This is a genomic window from Auritidibacter sp. NML120636, from assembly GCF_003185945.1.
In the GTDB taxonomy this organism is placed as follows: Bacteria; Actinomycetota; Actinomycetes; order Actinomycetales; family Micrococcaceae; genus Auritidibacter; species Auritidibacter ignavus.
In genome coordinates this window covers 20,684-45,902 of record NZ_QHLO01000013.1, presented here as the reverse complement: position 1 = coordinate 45,902, position 25,219 = coordinate 20,684, and the positions used below count along the sequence as shown (strand labels likewise).

The window sequence follows — 25,219 nt, the reverse complement described above, 5'->3', positions numbered from 1 at the left end:
CCATCAACGAACTGGTTATTGGACAGTAGGATCGAGAGCAATAGTCAGCAAGGAGATGTGCACATGTTTGAGAGATTCACCGACCGCGCTCGGCGCGTGGTTGTGCTCGCACAAGAAGAAGCGCGGATGCTCAACCACAGCTACATCGGCACCGAGCATATTTTGCTGGGTCTGATCCATGAGGGCGACGGCGTCGCCGCCAAGGCCCTGGAATCGATGAGCATTTCCCTGGGCGCAGTGCGCGAACAAGTTCAAGAAATCATCGGCCAGGGGCAGCAAGCCCCTCCGGGACATATTCCCTTTACTCCCCGTGCCAAGAAAGTCCTGGAACTGTCTTTGCGTGAGGCCTTGCAGCTGGGGCACAACTACATCGGCACCGAGCACATTCTGCTGGGTCTGATCCGCGAGGGTGAAGGCGTGGCAGCCCAGGTACTGGTCAAGCTCGGTGCAGATCTGAACCGCGTACGCCAAACGGTGATCCAGTTGCTGTCCGGTTACCAGGAAGGTGGCCAAGGAAAAGAAGCCCAAGGCGTTGGTGTTGCCGGCCCCGGTGGCGGATCCGACGGATCCCCGTCCGGCTCGGTGGTGCTGGACCAGTTTGGTCGGAACCTGACCGCTGCTGCTCGCGAATCTCAGTTGGATCCGGTCATCGGTCGTGCCCACGAGATGGAGCGCGTCATGCAGGTCCTTTCACGGCGCACCAAGAATAACCCGGTCCTGATCGGTGAGCCCGGCGTTGGTAAGACCGCCGTGGTTGAGGGACTGGCCCAAGCCATTGTGCGTGGCGATGTACCTGAGAGTCTGACCGACAAGCAGCTCTACACCCTGGACTTGGGCTCACTGGTTGCCGGCTCCCGCTACCGTGGTGATTTCGAAGAGCGGCTGAAGAAGGTCCTGAAAGAAATTCGCACTCGCGGTGACATCATCCTGTTTATCGATGAGATCCACACGCTGGTCGGCGCCGGTGCCGCTGAAGGTGCCATTGACGCAGCTTCCATCTTGAAGCCCATGTTGGCTCGTGGTGAGTTGCAGACGATCGGTGCGACCACCTTGGATGAGTACCGCAAGCACATTGAAAAAGACGCTGCTCTGGAACGTCGTTTCCAGCCGATCCAGGTGGACGAGCCATCGGTCGCAGATTCCGTAGAGATCCTGCGTGGTCTGCGCGACCGCTACGAGGCACACCACAAGGTCTCCATCACCGAAGATGCGTTGCAAGCAGCTGCTACTTTGGCCGATCGCTATATTTCCGATCGCTTCCTGCCGGATAAGGCGATCGATCTGATCGATGAAGCCGGTGCCCGGTTGCGCATTCAACGGATGTCGACTCCTGACGAGATTAAAGAATTCGACGCCAAGATTGCAGAAGTCCGCAAGGAGAAAGAAGCCGCCATTGACGGCCAGGACTTCGAAGGTGCTGCCAGCCTGCGCGATAAAGAACAGAAATTGCAACAGGAGCGCAATGAGCGCGAGGATCAGTGGCGCAAGGAAGCAACCGACGGTATTGCCGAAGTCGATGAAGATCTGATCGCCGAGGTTCTGGCGAAATCCACCGGTATCCCGGTCTTCAAGCTCACCGAGTCCGAAACCGACCGGTTGCGCAATATGGAAGCCGAATTGCACAAGCGCGTCATTGGCCAAGACGAAGCGGTCAAGTCGCTATCTCGGGCGATCCGTCGCACCCGTGCCGGCCTGAAGGACCCCAACCGTCCGTCCGGTTCGTTTATCTTCGCCGGACCTACCGGGGTGGGTAAGACCGAGCTGGCCAAGGCCCTGGCCGAATTCCTTTTCGGTGACCAGGACTCGCTGGTTACTCTGGATATGTCGGAGTTCCAAGAAAAGCACACCGTGTCTCGCTTGTTCGGCGCCCCTCCGGGATATGTCGGTTACGAAGAAGGTGGCCAACTCACCGAAAAGGTTCGTCGCAAGCCGTTCTCCGTGGTGCTGTTTGACGAGGTGGAAAAGGCCCACGCCGACCTATTCAACTCGTTGTTGCAGATTCTGGAAGATGGTCGTCTGACCGACTCCCAGGGCCGGGTCGTGGACTTCAAGAACACCGTGATTATCATGACCACCAACTTGGGTACTCGCGATATCTCCAAGGGTGTGATGACCGGTTTCCAATCCGCCTCCGATACCACTACCGGTTACGAACGGATGAAGGGCAAAGTCCAGGAAGAACTGCGTCAGCAATTCCGTCCCGAGTTCCTCAACCGCGTTGACGACGTCATCGTCTTCCCACAGCTGTCCAAGGACGAGATCGTGCAGATCGTGGACCTGTTTGTAGACCGGCTCCAGGCCCGTTTGCTCGAGCAGAACCTTTCGGTCGAGCTCGATCAAGCAGCCAAGAACCTGTTGGCCGATCGTGGCTACGATCCCGCGATGGGTGCTCGTCCATTGCGTCGTACCGTGCAACAGTTGGTGGAAGATCAACTCTCCGAAAAGATCTTGTTCGGTGATATTCCGGCCGGATCCAAGATCATGATCTCTACCACCGGCGAAGGAGATGACGCAGAATTGACCTTCACCCCGGTGGAGGGAGATTCGGAGTTGGACGCCGCTCCCGAGCGGGAAGCTCTCGAAGCCTAAGCACTAAGGCCGTCACCGCACTCGGTGGCGGCCTTAGTGCTTCCGGTAGGCATTGCGTCGAGGGGATGGATCGGGATCCAGCCACGGCGCTGGAACAAACCACACTCCGTGCTCGTCGATGCGGTCGATCGTCCACTTCTTGGTATGTACATCCACGTGGTGGGCGCTACACAGTAGCACCGCATTATTGATGTCTGTCTGCCCGCCGTTCTCCCACTCGACAATATGGTGAATCTGGCACCAGGCCGCAGGCATAGTGCACCCCGGGGCGGCGCAACCTTGGTCTCGGGCGATGAGAGCGCGATGCTGTGCCCCAGAGAATTCTCGTTTCTCGCGTCCTAAGTCCAACACTTCATTTTCTGCTCCCTGAACATGCGGGATGATTCCGGCATCACACACAGCCGCCCTGAGTCTTTGTGGGTGGACGGTGCCGATGAATTGTCCTTCGGAGCGGAATTTGTGGCCCTTCGGGGTGGTTGGAGTTCCTCGGTGGGTGGTGTAGAAGGCGTCTAAAGAAGATCGTCGCTGGTCGTCATCGAGCTGATATCGATGCGCCAGTTGGTGAGAGAACGTCTCGTAGTCCATCGTGATGTGGACCTTGGTGGCTTGGCCTCGCGTGTGGGGAAGTCCGGTCTTGTTTTTGCCCAGCGCAATTCCCGCCAGCAAGACGCCGAAGAGAGCATCAAAGCTACGCTGAGCCCGCGCTCGAGTATCGAAAAGAGCCTGTTCGGAATAGAGCCGCTCACGGTGTTGCTCGTCAATGCTGACGATGGTCGAAGGGTCCAACTCCGGGAAGTTTGCCTTGAGCGCTGTCAGAATAGGGTTCTCAGGTGCCTCAGTACCGGTGGTACCGACCTTAGTTTTCATCACCGCGAAGTTATTCGCCGCATGGTCGATGGTGGCCAGCAGCTCGGCATAGTGCCCGTAAGCAGTGCCACCGAAATCGACACCGCCATCATGACGAGGTTTAACCCAGAACTGATCGGTGCCTCGTTGGGGCTCCAGCACTTCTTCCGGTGCCGGTCCATCTTGGTCGAGAAAGAAGCACAGCTTGGGTTTCCAATCCTTACAGGTTTTGGCGAAGTCATTGACCGACATCTGACTCGCCTGATCAGTCAAAATCGGAATCGCTTCTTCGAGAACCTTCTCCACCAGCGTGGTTGGAGTTGACGTTTGGGCGCCGTAGCGACGAATCTCTTTGATCAGGCGAATGAGTCGATCCATGCTAGCGGTGGGGAGTTTTCCGGAGCGAAAAGCGTCACCAAGGGCGGGGAACTCCACTTTTGGAGCCGGGCCCCCGGAAATAGGTGGGGCTGGTGGGCTCAGATACTTGGAACGCTCGATATGTTGCTGAGCATCGGCGGACCCAACCCCGGTGCGATCGGTGAGGTATTTTTTCTCATTCTTAAACCCGCGAGCAGTGCGGGGAATCCCTAAAACAGCCTGTTGTTCCTCCGCCGTGGCCGTCGCGCGGGTGGTGAATCCAGTCAAGAGCGCATGAACATGATCCAGGCTTCTGGCGACCTGCTGTGTGGTGTGGTGCAAGGTCGGCAAGGAATCATGCATATTGGCCGGTGGAATGAGCGTGGTCGGTGTTTTCTCAGCAGCCAGATGGGAATTCCATTCCGCATAGCCATGATCTTCGCGCCATCTGGCCAACTGGTCATAGGCGTCAGGAGCTTGGAAATCTGTTGCCAATTCAGTCATGACGAGTTTGACCAGCTCAGCCTTCTGTCCAAAGGTGGCAGCGCGCAACTGATCGAGATCGACGAAGCTCAGATCCGGTGTCGGCATGGCCACCTCCTCGGTTCGTTCGACGATGGATCTGCGGGTGTCATCCGCAGCGCTGATCGATTGCTTTCTAGACTATCGAAACTGTGTTCTATTATGTGGTGCAGATGCCAACTGTGGATGAGAAGATGACATCGAGCTGGTGATCCGCTGTGAATCCACAGTCCACGTCTCGACATTGACCGATGAGCTCGTTAACGTGAGAGATATGACGACAAATCAAACCGCACATGGTGAAACTCAAATCCAGGTCAGCCGTATTATTGATGCACCGAATAAGGAAATTTTCCAGGTGCTGACTCTGCCGGATAATCACGCTCGTATTGATGGCACCAGCACCGTCGTCTCCGAAGATAAGACCGACCGAATTCAGCAGGTCGGCGATGTGTTCCGCATGAACATGACTGGCGATCACATGGGTGGTGACTATAAAACTGATAACCACGTGGTGGCCTACGACGAAAACCAGCTACTAGGCTGGAAGACCGCTCCGGCAGGAACCGAGCCTCCAGGTTGGCAGTGGATCTACGAGCTCGAGCCACTCGACTCAGATCAGACCCGCGTGACGCTAACCTACGACTGGTCGCAGGTCACCGACCAGGACCTGCTGGCCAAGAACTTGTTCCCGCTGTTCACTGAGGAACAGCTCGAGGGCTCGCTGAATAATCTGGCCGCGATCGTCGGGCCAGAATCCGAGTAAAGAAACTCCTTGATACACGACGGCGCCCGGTGCCTGCTGGCCTGGGTGCCGTGCTGTGTGTTGCGGGCTAGAACTCCGAGGTGATCGAGTGGCCTTTGGTGGCGGAGTCTGAGCCCCGATATGATCGGTGTTCAATGGCCTGGTGGTAGTAGCTCATGAGCTGTTCGGCCAACACCGGCCAGGACCGCTTGCGGACGGAATCCTGGGCGGCATGGCCGAAGTAGGCGCGCTTCGTGTCGTCGAACAGCAGATCGTAGGCGTAATCGCGCAGCTGGTTCAGATCGCCCGGGGTGTACAGCCACCCGGTGTGGCCCGGTGTGATCAGATCGACCGGTCCGCCAGCGCGGGGAGCGATGGCTGGTAGCCCCGAGGCCATGGCTTCCTGGATGGTCTGGCAGAAGGTCTCCAGCTCGCCGGGGTGAATGAATAGATCGGCGGTGGCCAGCAGTTCACCCAGTTCCTTTCCGGATTTGAATCCCGGGAAGTAGGCGTTGGGCATCAGCTTCCGCAACGTGGACTTTTCCGGACCATCGCCGACGACAATCAGCTTCACGTTTGGCATATCGTGGATGATCTTCAGATCTTCGACCTGCTTTTCCGGGGCCAGACGACCGATGTAGATCACGATGCGCTGGTCGGGATCGTCTCCGGTGAGCTTGGCTCGCAACTTCGGATTGGCCAGATCGGGGGAGAAATTGGAGAAATCCACACCGCGACGCCAGAGGTTCAAGCGCTGGAAGCCGTGGTCGTCGAGCTGCTTCAGCGTGGCAGTGGAGGGGGCCAGGGTCAGATCAGCGCGGTTGTGCAGATCGCGCAACACCTGCCAGGCGGTATGTTCCAGCAGGGCCATCCCGTACTTGGCCGTGTAGCCGGGCACGTCGGTCTGGTAGACGGCCACGGTGGGGATATCGAGCTTGTGGGCGGCGATGCCGGCGGTGCGTCCCAGCACGGCGGGGGAGGCCAGGTGGATGACATCTGGGTCGAAGTCCAGGATCCGGCGTTTGAGTTGAGCGACGTTGGTGGTGGCAATGCGTACGCTGGTGTATCCGGCCAGCGGGATCGAGGAGACGTGGCGAATCCGGATCTTTCGGCCGTTGGAGGCCTTCCAAAACTTCTGCGCCCCGCGTTGTTTGGGGGCGATGATCGACAGATCATGGCCGGTGGCCGCGTAGTGATCGGCGACCCTGAGAATTGAATTGGTGACCCCGTTCATCAGGGGCAGAAAGGACTCGGCAACGAACTGAATTCTCATACCTCCCAGGATGACGGGCGCGAACGACCGCGTAGTCACGATGAGGTAGCCCAAGGCTGACGGGTATGTAAATACTCGATGAACCCGGCCGGTCGTTAACCCGATGGACACCTGACAGTTGCTTTGAGATCAACCGGGACTTGATCGTTGGTGACCGACAGGGGCTTTAATCGTGTGGCACGGCGTGACCGCGCCGGCTGATGAATCGTGAAGAGAGGTCGTCAAACCCGTGAAAATTTCGGTGATTGGCTGTGGCTACCTGGGGGCGGTGCACGCTGCGTGCATGGCCGAGCTGGGCCACGAGGTCGTCGGTATTGATGTGGACGAGCGCCGTATTAATGGCTTTGTCAGTGGGAAGCTTCCGTTCTACGAGCCCGGGCTGAGTGAGCTGATCGCCCGCCAGCTAGGCGACCGTCTGAGCTTTTCGACCGATCCCGCTGAGATCAAGCAGACCGAGGTGCACTTTATTTGCGTGGGCACCCCGCAACTCAGTGCGGGACGGGGCGCGGATTTAAGCTACGTCAATCAGGCGGTGGACACTGTGCTGGAACAAGCCCAGCCCGGTAGCTTGATCGCCGGTAAGTCCACGGTGCCGGTCGGGACCGCCGAGTCGCTGGCCGAGCGGGTAGTGCCGGCTGGATTCGGTCTGGTGTGGAACCCGGAGTTTTTGCGGGAAGGATTCGCCATCCAGGACACGTTGCACCCGGATCGGCTGGTGTACGGGACGATGACGCCCGGGGCCGAAGACACCCTGGATCAGGTGTATGCACAGCTTTTGGAAGACGGCGTGCCGCGGATGATCACCGACGCTGCCACCGCGGAGCTAGTGAAAGTCGCCGCCAACTCGTTTTTGGCCACCAAAATCTCCTTTATTAACGCCATGGCCGAGATTTGCGACGCCACCGGGGCCAATGTGACCACCCTGGCCGAAGCGCTGGGCCACGATGACCGGATCGGTCGGAAGTTCTTGCGCGCCGGGATTGGGTTTGGTGGAGGCTGTTTGCCCAAGGATATTCGGGCTTTCCAGGATCGGGCCGAACAGCTCGGATTGGAGGAGGCGCTGGGCACCCTGTCGGAAGTGGATGCGGTCAATCAGCGTGCTCGCACCCGGGCGGTGGAGAAACTGGCCGGGGTGCTCAAGCTCAACGGCGCTCGCATCGCGGTGCTGGGTGGGGCCTTCAAGCCTGATAGCGATGATGTGCGGGATTCGCCGGCCGTGGCGGTGGCTCAGCAGCTGATCGATGCCGGGGCGCGGGTGAGTATGTATGACCCCCAGGCCGGGGAGAATTTACGCGTTGCACTACCACAGGCTCGAGTCCTCGATGATCTGGCCTCGTGCCTGGTGGAGGCCGACGCGGTGGCGGTGCTGACCGAATGGAAAGAATTCACCGAGGTGGATCCACGCACGATCGCACGGTCGATGACCGGCCGGATCGTGCTGGACGGCCGCAATGCGCTGGATATGGACGCGTGGACGGCTGCAGGATTCCACTACCTGGGGATGGGCCGCAGCGCTCAGACCCGCGAAAAGACAGCGAAGGAGGTTACCTCGTGACCAAGCCCGTGATTACCGCGGTGATTCCCGCGGCAGGATTGGGAACGCGATTCCTACCGGCCACGAAGGCCTTGCCCAAAGAGATGTTGCCGGTGGTGGATCGTCCCGCGATCCAGCACGTGGTCGAAGAGGCCGTGGATGCTGAACTGACCGACGTGTTGTTTGTGGTGGGTCGCAATAAGGACCCCCTGGTCAATCACTTCGATCGCGTGGCGGAACTCGAGGACACGCTGGAGCGCAAGGGGAAAACCGAGATGCTCGCACAGGTGCAGGCCATTACCGATCTGGCCACCTTCCACTATGTGCGACAGCGTGAACCGGCCGGGCTCGGGGATGCGGTCGCTCAGGCCGCTCACCACGTGCGTGGTGCGTCCTTTGCAGTGTTGCTCGGCGATGACCTGATCGATCAGGGCGGGGCGCTGTTGACCGAAATGTTGCAGGTCCACGAGCAGACCGGCGCCTCGGTGGTGGCGGTCCAGCCGGTTCCGGCCGAGCAGGTCAGCTCCTACGGTGTGATTGCTCCGGCCACGGAGGCTGATCCGTTGCTCACCCGTTATGGGCGGGAAGCACTGTGGGTGGACACCATGGTCGAAAAACCCGCCCCGGAGCAGGCGCCGTCTCAGTTGGCGGTGATTGGTCGGTATGTGCTCTCGCCGAAGGTCTTCGAGGTGCTCAAAGAGACCGGCACCGGTACCGGTGGCGAGATTCAGCTGACCGATGCGCTGGTGACCATGGCCGAGAATCCCGCCGCATACGGAGGAGTGGTCGCCGTGGTGCACCACGGTCGGCGCTATGACACCGGTAATAAGGTGGAATATGCCAAGGCGAACGTGGAATTATCGCTGAAACACCCCCAGTTGGGGCCCGAGTTGCGCGAGTGGTTGGTGGACTACGTGCACCACTTGCAGACACCGGAGGCAGACAGCAACGGTTCAGGAAACTCATAGGACGTTGTGGCGCGAGCCAAGGTGTCAGCGGTAGACAGTGCCGGCAACGGCATGTTTAGCATGGCACTATCCTTGATAACCAATCTTGAGGAGTGATCATGGGACTTGGAGATAAATTGAACGACCTGAAGAACCAACACGGCGATAAGATCAACGACGCTGTCGACAAGGCTCAGGACAAGTTCTTGGGTGACGACAACAACAACGACGACAAGAAGGACGCCAAGAAGAAATAAGTGATCGCGTGTTTCGGAAGCCGGCGAGAGATCTTCTCGTCGGCTTCTTGTTTTAAGCGGTGTTGCGTTGACCACGGCGGTGGCCACGAGCGGGTTAGTGGCTAGCTTCGAGCGCTCGCAGGGTCGAGGGCGCATAACCGGAGCCAAACAGCACCGTGTGAACCAGTAGCGGAACCAGCTGGAAGACCGGGATGAGGTCCTCATCGACCGGAAGATAGTCGTAGGACTCCCAGCACTCGGGGCCGAACCCTCCGAATAGCGCCATCATCGCCAGATCTTCCATCGGGTGACCCCAGTGCGCGGACGGATCGATCAACCAGGAATAGCCACGGCTATCCACTACCCGATTTCCAGCCCAGAGATCACCGTGCACTAATACCGGGATGGTGGCCGGGCCCAGACAGTCCTCGGTGATGCTGGTGGCCAACTCGAGTGCTCGATCTGGAAGTAGCCCCGCGGTGACGGCTTTCTGGGTCAGCGGAATCACCCGGCGGGTGATCAACGAGTCATACAGCGTATCGCAGGCGGTAAAATCCACTGGTTGGTCCCCCAAGAATCCTTGGGGCTGACGGTCCAGACCGCCGAAGTATCCCGGAGCGTCGGCCGCCGAGGTGCGGTGCAGGGTGGCCAGTTCGCGACCGAACTGCTTTTCTGGCTCGCCCACCGGTGACCCGGCCACGGTCGCATCGGCAATGCGGGTGATGGTCAATGAGGTATCGGTCAGCTCGAGGACCTCTGGCACCCGCGCACCGTAGGAGGCGAGTGCGGTGAGTCCGGCAGCTTCACGGGCGAAGAAACCTGCCGGGGCATCCGGACGGGATTTGGTGAAGACCTCGGGGTCTGATGTGCTCATTCGGCACCCTCCCAGATCTCGTCGATGCGGTCCTCGGCTAACAGTGCGACGAGATGATCGCAGGCATCTTCAATGACGTCATACATGTGCTCGAAGGCATCGCGCCCCTGACCGTAGGGGTCATCGATATCTCCGGGCTGGCGTCGGGCCAGTGTGCCGAGCCGAACCACGCGGTCAGTGTCGGCCAGGGCGTGAATATCGGCGACGTTCATACCGTCCATGGTGAGAACGAGATCGGCACTGGCAACCATCTCGGGATTCAGCTGAGTTGCGGTGGTCGCAAACTTGTAGCCACGCTCGGTGCCGACGTCCTGGGTGAGCACGTGTGGTGGCTCGCCGATGTGATAGCCAGCGGTGCCGGCAGACGAGACGGTGACGCCAGTGAGCCCCGCCTTGTCAATCTTGTCGTTCAATACGGCTTCGGCGGCCGGTGAGCGACAAATATTTCCGAGGCAAACGGTCATGATGTGCATGGCACCATCCTAAGACTTGAGGTCTGCCGGGTGGTGAGAGCGATCTTTATACTGGTGTGATGACTGCTGAACTGCGCATTCGCCCGGCCCGGACCTCTGATGTGTCGGCTATTCGTGCCATGGTGACTCCCTTGGCACACCAAAAAATCCTGTTGGATAAAGAGGCGGTGGCCTTCTACGAGGCGATTCAAGAATTCGTGGTCGCCGAAGATGCGAGCGGCACCCTGCTAGGTTTCGGCGCCTTGCACGTGATGTGGGAGGATTTGGCCGAAGTCCGGACTCTGGCCACGGCCCCGGAGGCTCGCGGTCGCGGGGTGGGATCACAGATCCTGGGGCAGCTAATTGAACGCGCCACCCGACTGGGTGTGGACCGGATCTTCTGTTTGACCTTTGAGACGACGTTTTTTGCCTCCCACGGGTTCGAGGTGATGGCGGATCAGAGCACGTTGGATCCGGAGATCTTTGCCGAATTGTTGCGCTCAACTGATGAGGGCGTGGCCGAGTTTCTGGATTTGGCGCGGGTGAAACCCAATACGTTAGGCAATACGCGCATGATACTGCACCTGGACCGCACAAATGATCACGCTCAAGGCTAAAACTGCCGGTGAATACCCGGTAAAAGCTTGTGAGCGTGGAATTAACTTGTTCTACTAAAAAATAAGCGATCGAAAGGAGAGATCATGAGCGCATCAGATAAGTTTGAAAACGCTGCCGAAGACCTGAAGGGTCAGGCTAAAGAAGGCATCGGTAAGGCCACTGGCGACTCCAAGACCCAGAACGAGGGTACTGCCGAGCAGCTGAAGGCCAACGCCAAGGACACCTTCGACAACGCCAAGGATAAGGTGGCCGACGGCTTCTCCTCGGCCAAGGACAAGCTCACCGGTAAGGACAAGTAAGCTGCGGATGCCTGACTTAGTGGCCGTTTCCTCATCGGGGAGACGGCCACAGGTATTTAAGGGAGTGTGAGGTACTGTTTGGTGGCGACGATCAGACCGTCGTGGAGCAGACCGGAGACACAGCGTTCCCACTGGCTGTCATCGGGGCAGTGGGTTCCCAGCTTGCCGGTTGCCGTCACCGCTGACCGTAGCTCGGCGCGGTCAACACTGTCGCGGGCGCGCAACAGACCCATAATGGCGCCACGCACCTGTCGGTCGGTGCCGTGCCAGGTCTGGCCGGTGGGCTGGTAGTCGGGATCGGGTTTTCCCGCTGCGATCCAGGCACATTCGGACAAGACCGGACAGGCTGCGCAGGAGGGCGAACGAGCGGTGCAGACCAGGGCGCCAAGTTCCATCACCGCTTTATTCCACTGATTCGCGGTAATGGTGTCGTCGGGCATTAGCTGTTGTGCGAGCCGTTTTTCCGCGGCCGTCAATGAGGTGTGGGGTAGCCCTTTACCGTTGACCAGTCGGGCATGGACGCGACGGATATTGGTATCGATCACGGTTTCAGGGATGCCGAAGGCGAAACTGGAGACTGCGGCGGCAGTGTAGTCACCGATGCCGGGCAGGCTACGTAGCTGTGCTGGGTCGGCCGGTACGGTGCCATGGAAACGTTCCACGAGAGCGGTGGCGGTGGATTGTAAACGTAGCGCCCGTCGTGGATAGCCGAGATTTCCCCAAGCGCGTAGCACCTCGGCGGTGGGTGCTTGAGCAAGGTCGGCGGGGGTGGGCCACCGGTGCATCCACTCGGTCCAGACCGGTAGCACGCGGACTACGGGGGTCTGTTGGAGCATCACCTCGGAGACCAGCACGCCCCAGGGGGAGCAGTCGGGTCGTCGCCAGGGCAGATCACGACCGTGGTGATCAAACCAGCGGGTGATCTTGTGGTGGAGAGCCGTGGTGTTCATCATCTTCTTTTTCTTGCCTCACTACAGTGGGTGCTATGGCTGAATCCTCCCGTCCGCATCCTCCCCAAGTGTATCGGCGTCGTCGCATCGTGGTGGGAACTATTGTGCTGCTCATCTTGCTGGGACTGGTGGCTTTGGGCGTCTGGATTGGCAGCCTGGTGTTTGGTGGGGATGATGAGCCGCAACAAAGTGCTCCACCCCCTCCGGGCGCGTCTGCATCGGTTAGTGGTTCACCGAGCGGATCGGCGAGTGCTTCGGCCAGTGCCTCCGGGGATACTCGCGAGTGTCGTTCCGGAGATGTGGCCGTGGAAGCGGTGACCGATCAGGACAGTTACGCTGCTGATGAGGATCCGGTTTTTGAGTTGCGAGTCACCAATACCTCGGACTCGGCGTGTCAGACCAATGTGGGATCCAGTCAGCAGGACTATGTGGTGTCCGAGGTGGCTGATGACGAGACCTCACCGGTGTTTGCGACCTCGTACTGTCAGGTCGAGCCCGATGACCAGGTGGAAACTCTTCAGGCTGGTCAGGCGGTGTCGTCGACGTTTACCTGGGAACGGATTGCCGCGGATTCGGAGTGCTCTGAGGTGGAGGACGATGTGCCCGATGGCACATACCAGCTGGTGGTCTCTCTCGGTGAGACGAGCTCTTCCCCCGCGACGTTCACCTTGACAGCCGAGGATGACTGATCATCCGGTGGGTGAGGTGCTCATCCCGTTGTCAGAGAGTTGCTGCGGGGTCACCTGCTGACAGGTGGGCATGGCCTGTTCGAATTCGGCGCGGGTCGCGAAAATCATGCCCAGGGCCTCTGGGAGCGTGGAGGCCTGGTAGACCAGGAATCCGGGTTCGGGTTGGAAAACGGTGTTTCGGCTGGCTGGGATGACCGCGCGGTTGAAGCCTAACCGGGTCGCTTCGTTAATGCGACGCTGGATCCCGGGCACGGGGCGGAGTTCGCCGGTGAGCCCGACTTCGCCAAAGGTCACGAGCCCGGGGTCCACAGCCCGGTCGGTCGCCGAGCCGGTCAGCGACGCGGCAACGGCCAAGTCCGAGGCCGGTTCGCTAATGCGGATCCCGCCCACGGTGGAGACATAGACATCCCGTTTGGCAGCGGTGATGCCCATCCGGCGTTCGAGTACCGCGAGCAACATGTTGATCCGAGACGTCTCCATACCTGAGACGGTGCGTCGGCCGGAAGAGGTTTCCGTCTGTGCCAGAAGCGCCTGGATCTCGGTGAGCAGGGGACGATGACCTTCCAGGCTAACGCTCATGGTGGTGCCTGCGATGGTGGAGTGCCAGGAATTGGTAAATAACCCCGAGGGATCGGTCACGGAGGTGATCCCGTGGTCATCGAGCTCGAAGCACCCGACTTCGTCGGTGGAACCATACCGGTTTTTGACCGCCCGGATCATGCGCAACCGGGAGTGCCGGTCCCCTTCAAAAGTGCACACCACATCCACGAGATGCTCCAAGACCCGGGGGCCGGCGATCGAGCCCTCTTTGGTGACATGGCCGATCAGGATGGTGGCGATGTTGCGGGTCTTGGCCATATTAATCATCGCAGATGCGACCTCACGGATCTGGTTGACCCCTCCGGCGGTGCCGTCAACGTCGGCCGATTCCAATGTTTGCACCGAATCGAGAATGACCACGTCTGGGTCGACCGTTTCAACTTGTCCCAGCGCGTGGCCCAAATCTGTTTCCGCGGTGAGATACAGGGTCTCGGAGACCGCAGTAATTCGATCGGCACGCATTCTGACCTGGGCGGTGGATTCTTCGCCCGTAATATAAAGGACTCTGGCCGGGTGGCCATCCGGCCGGGTCATCTGGGTGAGCTGGTGGCCGAGAGTTAGCACCAGCGTAGATTTGCCGATACCGGGTTCACCGGCCAGGAGCACCACACCACCGGCAATCAGGCCACCGCCGAGCACCCGATCCATTTCAGGCAAGCCAGTGGGTTGGTGACGGGCCAGCGTTGCGTCGATATCCGAAATTTTTCGGGCTCGTTGTGCGGTGGAGATCGTACTGACCTGAGTGCGCGGGGTGCTGGTCTCCGCTCCAGATTCCACCACGGTGCCCCAGGCCTGGCACTCACCACAGCGGCCCACCCATTTGGCGGTCATCCACCCGCACTCGGTGCAACGATACGCGGGTTTACGTGTCTTGGAGCTCATAGGGGCAAGCCTACTGGGCCCGAGGGGACAAGATTAGAGCTTGGGCAAAAACTCCGAGGCTTCCCGTTCGGGCACTCCGGTGGCTTGAATGAAATCGACCATCATGGGCCGAGCCAACATCACGAGCGCTTCGGCTTGGAGATCACCGCCGGCTAGGTGGGAAGGCACGAGTCGCTGGGTGGCGGAGACAAAGGCCTCACGGGCGACCGCTAAGGAGCGACGCCTGCCGGGTAGTGCCGGTTCGGAGAGACAACGTCCCATGATCGCGACGGCTTCTGCGGCTTCATCAAACCAGTCGGCTAGTTCCGTGAACTGTTCATCGGTGAGCGAGGATTCATCGATGACGGTGATCAGTCGTCGGGTCACCAATCGCAACGAGCCCAGAGCCAAGTCGGTCTTGGCGGCGGTGTCTTGGGTGCCAGCTAAGAGTTCACGGGAGGTTTTCGCGGTCGGAGAGTAGGTTGCCAACTCTTGGGATGCCCGCAACGATTGGTAGACGGCATTCATCTGGGTTTGGGTATTGCGGGCGGCCACCAGCGTCATCCACGCTTCGCGAGAATCCTGGGCCCTCAGGGCCTTGGAACAATTCTGGAAAATTTCCGTGACCGTAGAGTACAGCGTATTGAAGTCCTTCACCGTGGCTCCGCGAAGATTCTTGGGCATGATCATGGTGACGACCAAGGCAAATACGCCACCGACCACCGCGTCGAGACTACGGGTAAATGGCCCACCCTCTGGTAGCGGTAAGAGCACCACCAACACCGCTTGCAGGGACATCTGGGTGGTGAAAATGACCCCGTTATCCAGAAAGCGGGCAATAATGATTGACACGAAGACCACCAACAGTGCCTGCAGATATCCCTGCCCCAGGAAAATCTGCATCAGATCGCCAATCAAAATGCCCAGGGTGCACCCGATGGCGATCTCCAAGACTTTGCGCAGTCGGGTATCGCCTCCAAAACCGAGCGCGATCAAAGTCGCAGTGGAGGCAAATAACGGGTTGGTGTGACCCAAAACCACGCTCGCGAACGCATAGGCGGCCACCGCAGCAATCGCTGAGGTGGCTGCCGGCATCACGGCGGCCCGGGACCGGGCGAATCCGGCTACCGCGCGACGGCGTAAAAAACGCCCCAGCGACCGCAGAGATTCGGAGAACCGTTCGGGAAGCTGGGACACAGACATCATGGACTCTAGGGTATCGGTATTTCGTGGCCCGGCGATATCACCCACAGCACCCCGTCGGGTGGCCTATCACTAGGGACTATGAGATTAAGACCACATCCGAAAGCCCATATCTCCGGAATAGTTTACCTATTGTTCACTCAGTTAGATTTCGCATGTAACTTCCGGGCGGTAGCTTGATCGATGGTTCGAGGGTCGCACTCTAACTCTTGTGACCTATGCGTCGCATAGACGCGAATCATCTCGAAACATGTCATCGACTCGAAAGAGGCATAGAAGTGAAGCTTCGTCGTTTTGGCCGCGCAATGGCCGCACTGTCCATTTCCGCCCTCGCTCTGACCGCTTGCGGTGCTGACAACGAAGGCGATAATGAGAACGCTGACAACGGTTCGTCTGAAGAAGGCGACCTGCTGACCATCGGCTCGGGTGAGCTGATCGGTGGTGGCGCTTCCTCGCAGGACTCCGCTATGACCGCTTGGGCAACCGGCATCAACGAGACCAATCCTGACCTGACCGTCAACTACGACCCAGTGGGCTCCGGCTCCGGTCGTGAAGGTTTCCTGAACGGTCAGTACTCGTTCGCTGGCTCCGATGCTGCTATGGATACTGATGAGCAGGAACAGGCAGCTGAGATCTGCGGTGACGCTGGCGTGTTCCACGTTCCGGCCTACATCTCCCCGGTTGCCCTGGCCTTCAACCTGGAGGGCATCGACACCATCAACATGGATGCTGACACCATCGCCAAGGTCTTCACCGGCGAGATCTCCAAATGGGACGACCAGGAGATCGCTGACCAGAACGAAGGCGTTGACCTTCCGGACATCCCGATCACTGTGGTGCACCGTTCCGATGATTCCGGTACCACCGAGAACTTCACCGAATACCTGGCTGAAGCTTCCGACAGCTGGGACCAGGAGCCCTCCGATGCATGGCCTTCGGACTACACCGGTGAATCCGCTCAGAAGACCTCCGGTGTTGTTGACCTGACCTCCGGCACCGAAGGTGCTATCACCTACGCCGACGCTTCTCAGGTCGGTGACCTGGGTACCGTTGCTGTCGGTGTTGGTGAGGAGTATGTCGAGTACTCCCCGGAAGCTGCTGCTAACGCTGCGGAAACCGCTGAGGAAGATCCCGATGCTGAAGGTGCACTCGAACTGGACCGCGAGACCGAAGAGTCCGGTGTGTACCCGATCGTGCTGATCTCCTACCACATCTTCTGCCACGAATACGACAACGAAGACACTGCTAACCAGGCTAAGAACTTCGCTGCCTACGTGGTCTCCGAAGATGGTCAGAACACCGCTGCTGACTCGGCCGGTTCCGCTCCGATCTCCGACGCCACCCGTGATGACGCCATGTCGCGCATCGAAGGCATCGGTGTTCAGGGCTAAGTTCCTGCCTCTCTGAGCGGGTACCGCTGAGAGACATATCTTGAAGTGTGCAGTCGTTGGTGGTTGTCTCAGCCGATGTGTGCCTGGGAAACCAGGGCGCATTGATACGACAACCGCCGACGACTGCATCATTGTGTGCACCGGAAGCTTGTGATTCTCGTCTCCGCAGCCACATATCACTAACCACCACAATTCAGGAGAGGTATCGTGTCCAGCACTGCACCTGAGAAAAACCAGGATGGACCGGGCCCAGAGAAGCAGAATGAACCACGAGCCACGAATTCGGGCTCAGTCGCCGGGGATAAGGTCTTCTTTGGGCTTGCTATTGCCGCCGGTATCATCATTCTTCTCGTTCTGGCCTTCGTGACAACCTTTCTGGTCATTGAAGCCCTGCCGGCTCTGTGGCCTGAAGTTTTCTCTGACCAAGATTCCATTCAAAGCGCTGATAACTTCTGGGAATATGTCTGGCCGTTGATGGCCGGTACCCTGATGGCATCGGCTCTCGCTCTGCTCATCGCCACCCCGATCGGCGTTGGCGTTGCGCTCTACATCTCCCACTACGCACCGCGTCGTATCGCTACCACCGTCGGTTACGTCATCGACCTGCTGGCCGCTATTCCCTCGGTTGTCTACGGTGCCTGGGGTATGACCTTCTTGGCACCGTTGTTGGTTCCCATTTACCAGTGGCTCGATGAGTATCTGGGATTCATTCCGCTGTTCGCCGGTGATGACAATGTGACAACCACTGGTCGTACACTGGCGACCTCCGGTGTTGTGTTGGCGGTGATGATTCTTCCCATCATCTGCTCGCTGTGTCGTGAAATTTTCGTGCAAACCCCGACCTTGCACGAAGAAGCCGCACTGGCTCTCGGTGCGACCCGCTGGGAAATGATCAAGATGACCGTGTTTCCCTTCGCCCGTGCCGGTATCGTCTCCTCGGTCATGCTGGCGTTGGGTCGTGCCCTTGGTGAAACCATGGCCGTGACCATGGTGCTGTCTGCTGGTGGGTTCTCGTGGTCGATGGTCACCTCGGGCAAGAACGCCACCATCCCCTCGGAGATTGCGCTGAACTTCCCCGAGGCCTTCGGAATGCGCCAGAACGAGCTGATCGCCGCCGGTTTGATGCTGTTCATCATCACCCTGATCGTGAACATGACAGCTCGCTGGATCGTCAACCGTCACAAGGAATTCTCGGGAGCTAACTAATGAGTACTACACAATCCCCAGATACCCGAAAGAGAAAGTCCTCGAAAAACGCACTGACGAAGGGTCAGAAGCCGTCGTGGACCTGGATGGTTGTTGCGGCGGCCGCCCTGGTTGTTGGTGCGGCACTGTCTGCGCTGCTCTTCGAGAGCTTCAGCGTAGTCGCGTGGATCATTTTCGCAGCGATCGTGTACGTGATCGCCATGTTTATCACCACCTACTCGTTGGAGAATCGCCGAAAGGCAACCGACGGGTTGTGGACCAACTTGGTGTGGTTGGCCTTCCTCATCGCGCTGGTGCCGCTCATCTCTGTGATTGTCACAGTACTGGGCAACGGTCTGCCAACACTGATCAACAATCCGGAAATCCTGACCAATGACATGAAGGGTGTCGCCGGGGCCGACGATATTTCCACTGTTGAAGAAGGCACCTCACTCGCCGGTGGTATTCTCCACGGTCTGGTCGGTACCTTAATGATCACGCTGGCCTCGACGATCATTTCGGTGCCGATCGGTTTGCTGGCTTCGATCTACCTGGTGGAGTACTCCAACGACAACTGGTTCGCATCGTTGATCCGGTTCTTCGTAGACGTGATGACCGGTATCCCCTCGATTGTTGCCGGTCTATTCGCCTTCGCTGGTGTGACGCTGTTTATTCAGACCTTCATCTCCGAGTCGCCTTCGGCGTTGCAGCAGGCCAAGACCGGTTTCACCGCGGCCATCGCGCTATCGGTGCTGATGATCCCGGTTGTGGTCCGTTCGACCGAAGAGATGCTACGTGTGGTTCCCAACGAGCTACGCGAAGCCTCCTACGCGCTGGGTGTGCGTAAATGGCGCACCATTGTCAAGGTGGTGATCCCCACCGCGATCTCGGGTATTGCTTCGGGTGTCACGCTGGCAATCGCTCGCGTGACCGGTGAGACCGCACCGATCCTGGTGAACGCAGGTTTCGCGACAAATGTCAACTGGAACCTGTTCGATGGCTGGATGACCGCACTGCCGGTGTACATCTACCGGCAGCTGACGGAGCCGACAGCTCCGTCCCACTCCGACCCCTCGCACGCTCGTGCGTGGGCCGGCGCGCTGGTGCTGATCGTGATCGTGATGCTGTTGAACCTCATTGCCCGCATTGTTGCCAAGGCCTTCGCCCCGAAGACCGGCAAGTAATACTGACCTTTAGACTCGTAAGTCTTCAAGAGAGGACCACAAACATGGCAAAGCGTCTAGACGCTATCGATGTGAACGTCTACTACGGCGACTTCTTGGCCGTGGAGGGCGTGAACATCAACATTGAACCCCGCTCGGTAACTGCGTTCATCGGCCCTTCCGGTTGCGGTAAGACCACCTTCCTGCGCACCATCAACCGGATGCACGAGGTGCTACCTGGTGCTCGTGTTGAGGGTGAGATTCTGCTCGATGGCGACAATATCTACGGCAACGGTGTTGACCCGGTGACCGTGCGCACCATGGTTGGTATGGTGTTCCAGCGCCCGAACCCGTTCCCGACCATGTCGATTCGGGAGAATGTGCTGGCCGGTTACAAGCTCAACGGTTCGCGACTGTCCAAGTCTCGCTCCGATGAAATCGTGGAGCGCTCGTTGACCGGTGCGAACCTGTGGAACGAAGTCAAGGACCGTCTTGACCGCCCCGGTTCCGGTCTGTCCGGTGGTCAGCAGCAGCGTCTGTGCATCGCCCGCACCATTGCGGTCGAGCCCGACGTGATCCTGATGGACGAGCCCTGTTCAGCTCTGGACCCGATCTCCACCCTGGCTGTGGAGGATCTGATCAACGAGCTGAAGAGCGACTTCACCGTGGTAATTGTGACCCACAACATGCAGCAGGCTGCTCGTGTGGCTGATAGGACCGCGTTCTTCAACATCCAGGGCACCGGCAAGCCCGGTAAGCTCATCGAATACGATGAGGCGAACGTGATCTTCAACAACCCGTCTAATAAGCAGACGGAAGACTACGTCTCTGGTCGCTTCGGCTAGAACGCACTGTGGTTAGTGAGCATCGGCGTCAGGAGGTTTCCTCCTGGCGCCGATGTGCATCCCGCTCCTTTTTCCAGCGACGCAACGCCACAATGGTCAGCACGATGACCACGATCCACGCCACGACCACCAAAGCGCCGTGGAGGAAATCCGGGGTGGCAATAAAGCCCCCGATGGCCGCCAAAGAAACTTGGCCGGGAATCAGCGCGAGCCCGGAGGCCGTGACAAACACGCGCTGACTAATGCCGAAGACCCCGGCTCCATAGTTCACCGGCCAATAGGGGAAGCCGGGCAGCAGGCGTAACGTAAACACCGCTTCAAAACCGGCACCATCGAGATGACGTTGAATCGATTCCGCCCGGGACCCCAGCAGTTTCAGCACGGTGGAGCGTCCTAAACCGCGGGCAATCCAGTAGGCGCCCCAACATCCGAGCATCGCGCCAATGATGGACAGGATACTGCCGAGAATTCCGCCGAAGAGTAGCCCTCCGGCCACCGCCATAATGGTGACCGGGATCGGGGTCAGTGCCACGAGGGCGTAGGCGCCGATAAAGATCACGATGGCCGCCCAGCCAAAGGAGGAGATCTGGGCTTGGAGTTCTTCCAGGTCTGGGAGCCGAACGTTGAAGGCCAGCCAGGTCATCACCAGGATGACAACGACCAGGGCGCCGTTTTGGAGCCAGCTTTCCCAGGGCGGACGGTCCGATTGACCGCTGGATTGCTGTGAGGTGTCGTCAGATGCCACAGAGAGTACTCTACGGAATTTCTGGATAGTGCGAGTGGATTCACCCAGAAGAGTTGGAGGATGCCGGGTCGGGAACGCCTCACGGCGCGTGGCCGCTCGAAGCGGCAAAATGTTTGGAGCCCGGGGGTTACCGCGACCCGACACCTAGTTAACATTCTGCCCCTTCGGCCCAAGGGTTGTCCAATACTGCTGTGGTTCTTAGTCCCACAGTGGGGAGAAACCTGCGGTGACCAGTAAGGCGGTGGCGCCACAGAGCACGACCGTCAGGACGTAGTAGATCCCGATGCGACCGGCTTGAGGCCAACGGACCGAATGGTGGCGTTGGTTGTGGCCGGCACCGACAACGGCACCGGCGGTGGTGAGTGAGGATGACAGTGGTAGTTGCAGGCCGAAGGCACCACCGATCAGCAGTGCCGCGGAGGTTAGTGAGGCGATCGAGGAACGCAACGGGTCAATGGTGACTAAACGCTCGGTGAGCGTATGGGCGATACGCCAACCGCCCAGGAAGGTGCCAGCGACCATGCAGACCGCGGTGGCAACGGGAATCCACCACGTGGCGCCCACCTGTAGCCCAGCCAGGGGGAGAGCCACCACTGTGATGGCGTAGATCCGGGCTCCGTATTGGATCCCGTGACCCAGTGCGTTGGCCGCGCCGGTGACCGCCAGAGTCATCCGTGCTCGGGGATTGACGGTGGACGGATTCGAGTCCCGGGCTAGCCAGAGTGCGGGGAAGGTTAGCAACCAAGCGAATAGTCCACCGGCCAGTGGTGAGGCGATCAGAGAGATTAGCAACGCCCAGGTGGCCGGGCTCATCGTTGACCAGTGGATGTCGTGGCTTCCGGTGAGCACCATGGCGAGTCCGGCGCCGAGGAGTCCTGCGGTGAGTGCGTGGGATGAGGAGGATGGGACGCCACGAGACCAGGTCAAAATGCCCCACGCTAAAGCGGTCGCCAGTGCAGCGGCAATGCCGAGCAACCCCAGCGGGCCTTCGGGGAAGTGGACACAGAATTCTTCCACCGCGAAGTCGATCAGTAAGGCCCCGAGAATCACGCCGATGACACGCATCGCTGCGGTGAGTAGTAGCGCACGGAAGGGGGTTAGGGCCCCGGAGCGTACCGGCAGGGCAATGGCATTGGAATTGTCGTGGCCGGAGAGCATGACCAGGAAACTCGCACCCAGTAGGGACACGAGGATGAGAAAGAAAACGGTATCGGGACTCAAGGGTTTAGGACTCCCGAACCAAAACTTGGCCGAGTGCGACGATGACCTGACGCACTGCTTCGAAGGCATCGCCCAGTCCCAGGGCTACTTCGCGTTGACGGTAGTAATGCCGCGCCAGCAATTCGGAGGCATCTTGGAGTCGCCAGCTCAGTAGCACTCGTTCGGCACGGTGGCCGAGGCGCTCCAGTTGAATCCAGGTGACCTCGAGCTGATCAAAATCCGTCAGTTGTGCCATGGCTGCTTTGAGCAAGTCGGATTGGCGGTCCAAGATTTCGAGGACATCCATGGCGGCGGTCGGCAGACGGTAGGACCGCGACTGATGAATGATCGATCCAACCAGGCAGGTGCGTTCGATGGCTCTGTTGAGGCCGTTAGAGATCAGGTACAGGTCTTGGCGGGGCAACGGTGTGACGAACGCGGAGCGCAAGCTGGTCAACAGGGCCATATGAAGGGAGGTGGCCCGTGAGTCGAGGGCTCCGAGCTGGGTATCGAGCTCTTCGGCGGCGTCGTGGCTGGCCCCGAAGAGCTGAGCTAATACATCCACCGACTGTTCAAAGGCGTCGGCCATGGACTCGAGATGGTCCAGTGCCGCGGATTGAGAAGAGAGCAGTCGAGTGAGAGAAGGCTTCATGTCGGCTGAGGATACCCTGTGAAGGTAAACAAGCTTATTGTGAGGCGGTCATGACGCTACGAGCGGTCATCATCGTCGAAGGCGCCGGCTCGATACAGTGAGGCCGAGGCGTCGAGTTGTTCGGCGGTGGTGAGCATTCTGCGTGAGCGTTGCACCATGGCTCGGGCCTGGGCCGGGTGACCGGCGTCCAGATGCTCGGCGTGGTGTGCCATGCCCAAACTAATAATGCGCGCGTAGGCGGCCGCACGGTTGAGAGCGACGGCAAAGTCGCCGGAATACACCCCGGTCAAAATCTGGGAGGTCAGCGTCGACAGATCCTGGGCGGTGGGTGGTTCCACGGCACCGGCAATCACCCGGGAGACCTGGGCCTGATAGCCCGCGCGGTACCAGGCGGCCCATTGTTCCCCGTGTTGCTGGGTGCCTTGCTGCAGAGCATAGAGTCGCCACAGTGTGCCACCCAGGGTATGAGCCGGAGCATCCGACCAGAGCTGGGCCAGGGTATCCATGCCCACCTCATCGACGAGATCCACCAGTTTCTCCACTGACTGGTCGTCGTCGGCGTCCGTGTCTTGCCCGCCGGTCACCAGCGCGTGGGCGAGGGACTCGGCGGCTTCAGCCACCTGTTCGGCATCCGGGCCACTGTGAATCTGGTCAAATATCTCTGGCGAATACAACACGGGTTTATGGAATGACACCGTAGCGATCCATCCTTTCGATCAGATTGACGAAACTATCGGAGGGCAGTCAGGGGCCTTGCCGAGAGTGCAACGCCGAAACCAGTTTAAAACTTCCAGACACTTTGCGTTAGACTATTCTTCGGTCTTATCCAAGACCCGGGCCTTTAGCTCAGTTGGTAGAGCATCGGACTTTTAATCCGCAGGTCGAGGGTTCGATCCCCTCAGGGCCCACCAACCTCGGCACCGAATGCCACAACAAGAGGGGTGGCTCCCCGGAACCGCATGTCCTCAGCAAACTCAGGCACCGTAACCGGCATGCTTGGGAGTGAAGTGGCCCGCCAGTGACGAATGATGGGTACCCTAAAACCCGTCAAAATACACCGCATAGTGGGAGGCGCACCCCGGGTTGAACAGCGACCCACAGTCCGGACACCGGCTGGCTTCGGTATATTGCGCGACGGTCATCAGCTTCGCGCAGACACCGCACAGTACGGCAGGTTCGTCGAAACGGTTGCGCGGCCACGGTTGCCGGGCGTGATCAACGGTGTCGTCGTGGCACTGGAAGCACGGCCAGAAGGCCTCGTCGCAGCACCCGAAGCGTAGTGCGATGATGTCGAGGTCGGTGTGATAGTGCACGCACCGGGTTTGTTCGTCGACCATCGGACCGCGGACGTGCTCACGGGGATCACAGGTCATGTTCTGACCCTAGGGGCGAGACTCTTGCAGGGTCAACGTGCCAGCGGGTAAATCTTGTGAGCATGACCAACTCGCCCCAGTCTGTGACGGTGTTCTTTCCGGTGGTCGTCTCCGGTGTCGCTCGACTCAGTCCGTCGTTTGTGCGCGTTAGTTTCAGCGCTGATACGGATCCGAGGGCACTGGCCGGGGGGTATCGGCTAGCCGAGTATGGCGACCCCGGTTTTGACCAGCGGATCAAGATTTTCTTCCCGCAAGAAGGGGTGGCAGATCCCCGGGAGTCCTTGGCAACGATTCCCACCGGCGAGGGGTGGTTTGCCGCCTGGCGCCACCTTGACCCGGACCATCGTCCGACGATGCGCACCTACACCACCCGTGCGGTCCACCGCGATGCCACCACGGGTGAGGTCGTGGTGGATGTGGACATGGTCTATCACGATCCGCTCGGGCCAGCCGCCCGCTGGGTCCGTGACGTGGCGGTGGGGGACCCGGTGGTATTGCTGGGGCCGAATACCGATCACCCGGGGCCATTGACCGGCATGGATTTTGTGCCGCCGGCCCAAACCGACCGGTATCTGATCGCCGGGGATGAGACCGCGGTTCCGGCCATTGCTCGCATTCTGGAGGACCTGCCGTCTTACGCGCGCGGTACTGTCGTGGTGCAGGTCCCGCATCCCGAGGATGCGGGTTGTGTAACCTGTCACCCCGGATTTCAGGTGCACCTCGTCACTGTGGCGGAAGAGCAACCGGCTGGGTCTTCGCTGTCTGATAAGACGGTGGCGGTAGCTCGCGAGCTGGTAGAGCAGATCGGGGACCGGACGGCGGTGGAACTGACCACTTCAGACCTCGTTGACGACGCGGACGAGCTCACTGGTGATGAGCCGGTGGTATGGGTGGTACCGCGTACCGCCAGGGGTGGGGCGGCGCTGAAATATACCCCACTCTACGTCTGGTTGGCCGGTGAAGCCGGCACCATCACCACGATCAGACGTCAGCTGGTCACTGAGCTGGGCATTGACCGACGTTCGGTGGCCTTTATGGGCTATTGGCGTCGCGGACGAGCGGAGAGTTGA

The 25,219-nt window shown here is 59.5% G+C and carries 25 protein-coding genes and 1 tRNA gene; 14 read left to right on the top strand and 12 right to left on the bottom strand.

The genetic code is table 11. The features are described 5' to 3' along the window. The first annotated feature begins 63 nt into the window (after window positions 1-63). On the top strand, window positions 64-2,589 hold the full coding sequence (locus DCC25_RS10055; RefSeq protein ID WP_110099957.1) for an ATP-dependent Clp protease ATP-binding subunit: 2,526 nt from the start codon (window positions 64-66) through the stop codon (window positions 2,587-2,589). A gap of 33 nt (window positions 2,590-2,622) precedes the next feature. On the opposite strand, the gene DCC25_RS10050 is transcribed toward DCC25_RS10055, so the two are convergent. Then, window positions 2,623-4,383 carry an HNH endonuclease signature motif containing protein gene (locus DCC25_RS10050; RefSeq protein ID WP_110101573.1) on the bottom strand — a complete coding sequence of 587 codons (1,761 nt, stop codon included), beginning with the start codon at window positions 4,381-4,383 and terminating at the stop codon, window positions 2,623-2,625. A gap of 205 nt (window positions 4,384-4,588) precedes the next feature. On the opposite strand from DCC25_RS10050, the gene DCC25_RS10045 reads away from it, so the two are divergent. After that, the gene (locus tag DCC25_RS10045; RefSeq protein WP_110099959.1) at window positions 4,589-5,080 is read left to right on the top strand and encodes an SRPBCC family protein; all 492 of its coding nucleotides are present in this window, start codon (window positions 4,589-4,591) and stop codon (window positions 5,078-5,080) included. A gap of 67 nt (window positions 5,081-5,147) precedes the next feature. Here DCC25_RS10045 and DCC25_RS10040 read toward each other — a convergent pair whose 3' ends face one another. Next, window positions 5,148-6,332, bottom strand: coding sequence for a glycosyltransferase family 1 protein (locus DCC25_RS10040; protein ID WP_110101572.1), 1,185 nt, complete (start codon window positions 6,330-6,332; stop codon window positions 5,148-5,150). A gap of 229 nt (window positions 6,333-6,561) precedes the next feature. Here DCC25_RS10040 and DCC25_RS10035 point away from each other — a divergent pair, with 229 nt between their 5' ends. The 3 genes from DCC25_RS10035 (at window position 6,562) to DCC25_RS11375 (ending at window position 9,070) form a co-directional block, all read left to right on the top strand. Then, window positions 6,562-7,887, top strand: a complete 1,326-nt coding sequence (locus DCC25_RS10035; protein ID WP_110101571.1) for a UDP-glucose/GDP-mannose dehydrogenase family protein — start codon at window positions 6,562-6,564, stop codon at window positions 7,885-7,887. After that, complete coding sequence (locus DCC25_RS10030; RefSeq protein WP_110101570.1) at window positions 7,884-8,834, top strand: UTP--glucose-1-phosphate uridylyltransferase; 951 nt, start codon at window positions 7,884-7,886, stop codon at window positions 8,832-8,834. Before DCC25_RS10035 ends, DCC25_RS10030 begins: the two co-directional genes overlap by 4 nt. Window positions 8,835-8,932: 98 nt before the next feature. After that, window positions 8,933-9,070, top strand: coding sequence for a hypothetical protein (locus DCC25_RS11375; RefSeq protein WP_158278402.1), 138 nt, complete (start codon window positions 8,933-8,935; stop codon window positions 9,068-9,070). Between the two features lie 94 nt (window positions 9,071-9,164). On the opposite strand, the gene DCC25_RS10025 is transcribed toward DCC25_RS11375, so the two are convergent. Together DCC25_RS10025 and DCC25_RS10020 are read right to left on the bottom strand one after the other, a co-directional pair. Then, window positions 9,165-9,923, bottom strand: a complete 759-nt coding sequence (locus DCC25_RS10025; RefSeq protein ID WP_110101569.1) for a fructosamine kinase family protein — start codon at window positions 9,921-9,923, stop codon at window positions 9,165-9,167. After that, the gene (locus tag DCC25_RS10020; RefSeq protein ID WP_233488066.1) at window positions 9,920-10,387 is read right to left on the bottom strand and encodes a low molecular weight protein-tyrosine-phosphatase; all 468 of its coding nucleotides are present in this window, start codon (window positions 10,385-10,387) and stop codon (window positions 9,920-9,922) included. Before DCC25_RS10020 ends, DCC25_RS10025 begins: the two co-directional genes overlap by 4 nt. 68 nt (window positions 10,388-10,455) lie before the next feature. Here DCC25_RS10020 and DCC25_RS10015 point away from each other — a divergent pair, with 68 nt between their 5' ends. Together DCC25_RS10015 and DCC25_RS10010 are read left to right on the top strand one after the other, a co-directional pair. Beyond that, window positions 10,456-10,992 (top strand): amino-acid N-acetyltransferase, encoded by a 537-nt coding sequence (locus tag DCC25_RS10015; RefSeq protein WP_110101567.1) that lies wholly within the window; start codon window positions 10,456-10,458, stop codon window positions 10,990-10,992. An 84-nt stretch (window positions 10,993-11,076) separates the two neighbouring features. Beyond that, a complete protein-coding gene (locus tag DCC25_RS10010) occupies window positions 11,077-11,292 on the top strand; it encodes a CsbD family protein (protein ID WP_110099966.1) in 216 nt (71 codons plus the stop codon). Between the two features lie 56 nt (window positions 11,293-11,348). Here DCC25_RS10010 and DCC25_RS10005 read toward each other — a convergent pair whose 3' ends face one another. After that, the gene (locus DCC25_RS10005; protein WP_110101566.1) at window positions 11,349-12,245 is read right to left on the bottom strand and encodes an A/G-specific adenine glycosylase; all 897 of its coding nucleotides are present in this window, start codon (window positions 12,243-12,245) and stop codon (window positions 11,349-11,351) included. 32 nt (window positions 12,246-12,277) lie between these two features. On the opposite strand from DCC25_RS10005, the gene DCC25_RS10000 reads away from it, so the two are divergent. Next, window positions 12,278-12,931 carry a hypothetical protein gene (locus DCC25_RS10000; RefSeq protein WP_146206453.1) on the top strand — a complete coding sequence of 218 codons (654 nt, stop codon included), beginning with the start codon at window positions 12,278-12,280 and terminating at the stop codon, window positions 12,929-12,931. Here DCC25_RS10000 and radA read toward each other — a convergent pair whose 3' ends face one another. Further along, window positions 12,932-14,413 carry a DNA repair protein RadA gene (gene radA, locus DCC25_RS09995; RefSeq protein WP_110101564.1) on the bottom strand — a complete coding sequence of 494 codons (1,482 nt, stop codon included), beginning with the start codon at window positions 14,411-14,413 and terminating at the stop codon, window positions 12,932-12,934. Between the two features lie 33 nt (window positions 14,414-14,446). Continuing rightward, window positions 14,447-15,598: an aromatic acid exporter family protein gene (locus DCC25_RS09990; RefSeq protein WP_110101586.1), complete on the bottom strand. Its 1,152-nt coding sequence runs from the start codon at window positions 15,596-15,598 to the stop codon at window positions 14,447-14,449. A 275-nt stretch (window positions 15,599-15,873) separates the two neighbouring features. On the opposite strand from DCC25_RS09990, the gene DCC25_RS09985 reads away from it, so the two are divergent. From DCC25_RS09985 to pstB, 4 genes are all read left to right on the top strand, one after another. Beyond that, window positions 15,874-16,986 (top strand): phosphate ABC transporter substrate-binding protein PstS, encoded by a 1,113-nt coding sequence (locus DCC25_RS09985; protein WP_110101563.1) that lies wholly within the window; start codon window positions 15,874-15,876, stop codon window positions 16,984-16,986. Between the two features lie 207 nt (window positions 16,987-17,193). Then, the gene (pstC, locus tag DCC25_RS09980; RefSeq protein ID WP_110101562.1) at window positions 17,194-18,192 is read left to right on the top strand and encodes a phosphate ABC transporter permease subunit PstC; all 999 of its coding nucleotides are present in this window, start codon (window positions 17,194-17,196) and stop codon (window positions 18,190-18,192) included. Then, window positions 18,192-19,355 carry a phosphate ABC transporter permease PstA gene (gene pstA, locus DCC25_RS09975; protein ID WP_110101561.1) on the top strand — a complete coding sequence of 388 codons (1,164 nt, stop codon included), beginning with the start codon at window positions 18,192-18,194 and terminating at the stop codon, window positions 19,353-19,355. Before pstC ends, pstA begins: the two co-directional genes overlap by 1 nt. A 44-nt stretch (window positions 19,356-19,399) precedes the next feature. Beyond that, entirely contained in the window at window positions 19,400-20,179 is a 780-nt protein-coding gene (gene pstB, locus DCC25_RS09970) for a phosphate ABC transporter ATP-binding protein PstB (protein ID WP_110101560.1), read from the top strand. Between the two features lie 28 nt (window positions 20,180-20,207). Here the strand turns inward: pstB and DCC25_RS09965 are convergent, their stop codons facing one another. The 4 genes from DCC25_RS09965 to DCC25_RS09950 all read right to left on the bottom strand — a co-directional run bounded on the left by DCC25_RS09965 (window position 20,208) and on the right by DCC25_RS09950 (window position 23,471). Next, window positions 20,208-20,924: a TVP38/TMEM64 family protein gene (locus DCC25_RS09965; RefSeq protein WP_233488064.1), complete on the bottom strand. Its 717-nt coding sequence runs from the start codon at window positions 20,922-20,924 to the stop codon at window positions 20,208-20,210. 198 nt (window positions 20,925-21,122) lie between these two features. After that, window positions 21,123-22,145 (bottom strand): inorganic phosphate transporter, encoded by a 1,023-nt coding sequence (locus DCC25_RS09960; RefSeq protein WP_158524778.1) that lies wholly within the window; start codon window positions 22,143-22,145, stop codon window positions 21,123-21,125. Between the two features lie 4 nt (window positions 22,146-22,149). Next, complete coding sequence (locus tag DCC25_RS09955) at window positions 22,150-22,776, bottom strand: hypothetical protein (protein WP_110101558.1); 627 nt, start codon at window positions 22,774-22,776, stop codon at window positions 22,150-22,152. A gap of 56 nt (window positions 22,777-22,832) precedes the next feature. Continuing rightward, window positions 22,833-23,471, bottom strand: coding sequence for a hypothetical protein (locus DCC25_RS09950; RefSeq protein ID WP_233242769.1), 639 nt, complete (start codon window positions 23,469-23,471; stop codon window positions 22,833-22,835). A gap of 140 nt (window positions 23,472-23,611) precedes the next feature. Between DCC25_RS09950 and DCC25_RS09945 the strand changes: the two genes are divergently transcribed. Beyond that, window positions 23,612-23,687: transfer RNA gene (locus DCC25_RS09945), tRNA-Lys, on the top strand. Window positions 23,688-23,813: 126 nt separating this feature from the next. Here the strand turns inward: DCC25_RS09945 and DCC25_RS09940 are convergent. Then, the gene (locus DCC25_RS09940; RefSeq protein WP_110099978.1) at window positions 23,814-24,149 is read right to left on the bottom strand and encodes a CHY zinc finger protein; all 336 of its coding nucleotides are present in this window, start codon (window positions 24,147-24,149) and stop codon (window positions 23,814-23,816) included. A 62-nt stretch (window positions 24,150-24,211) separates the two neighbouring features. Here DCC25_RS09940 and DCC25_RS09935 point away from each other — a divergent pair, with 62 nt between their 5' ends. Continuing rightward, on the top strand, window positions 24,212-25,219 hold the full coding sequence (locus DCC25_RS09935; protein ID WP_110101556.1) for a siderophore-interacting protein: 1,008 nt from the start codon (window positions 24,212-24,214) through the stop codon (window positions 25,217-25,219).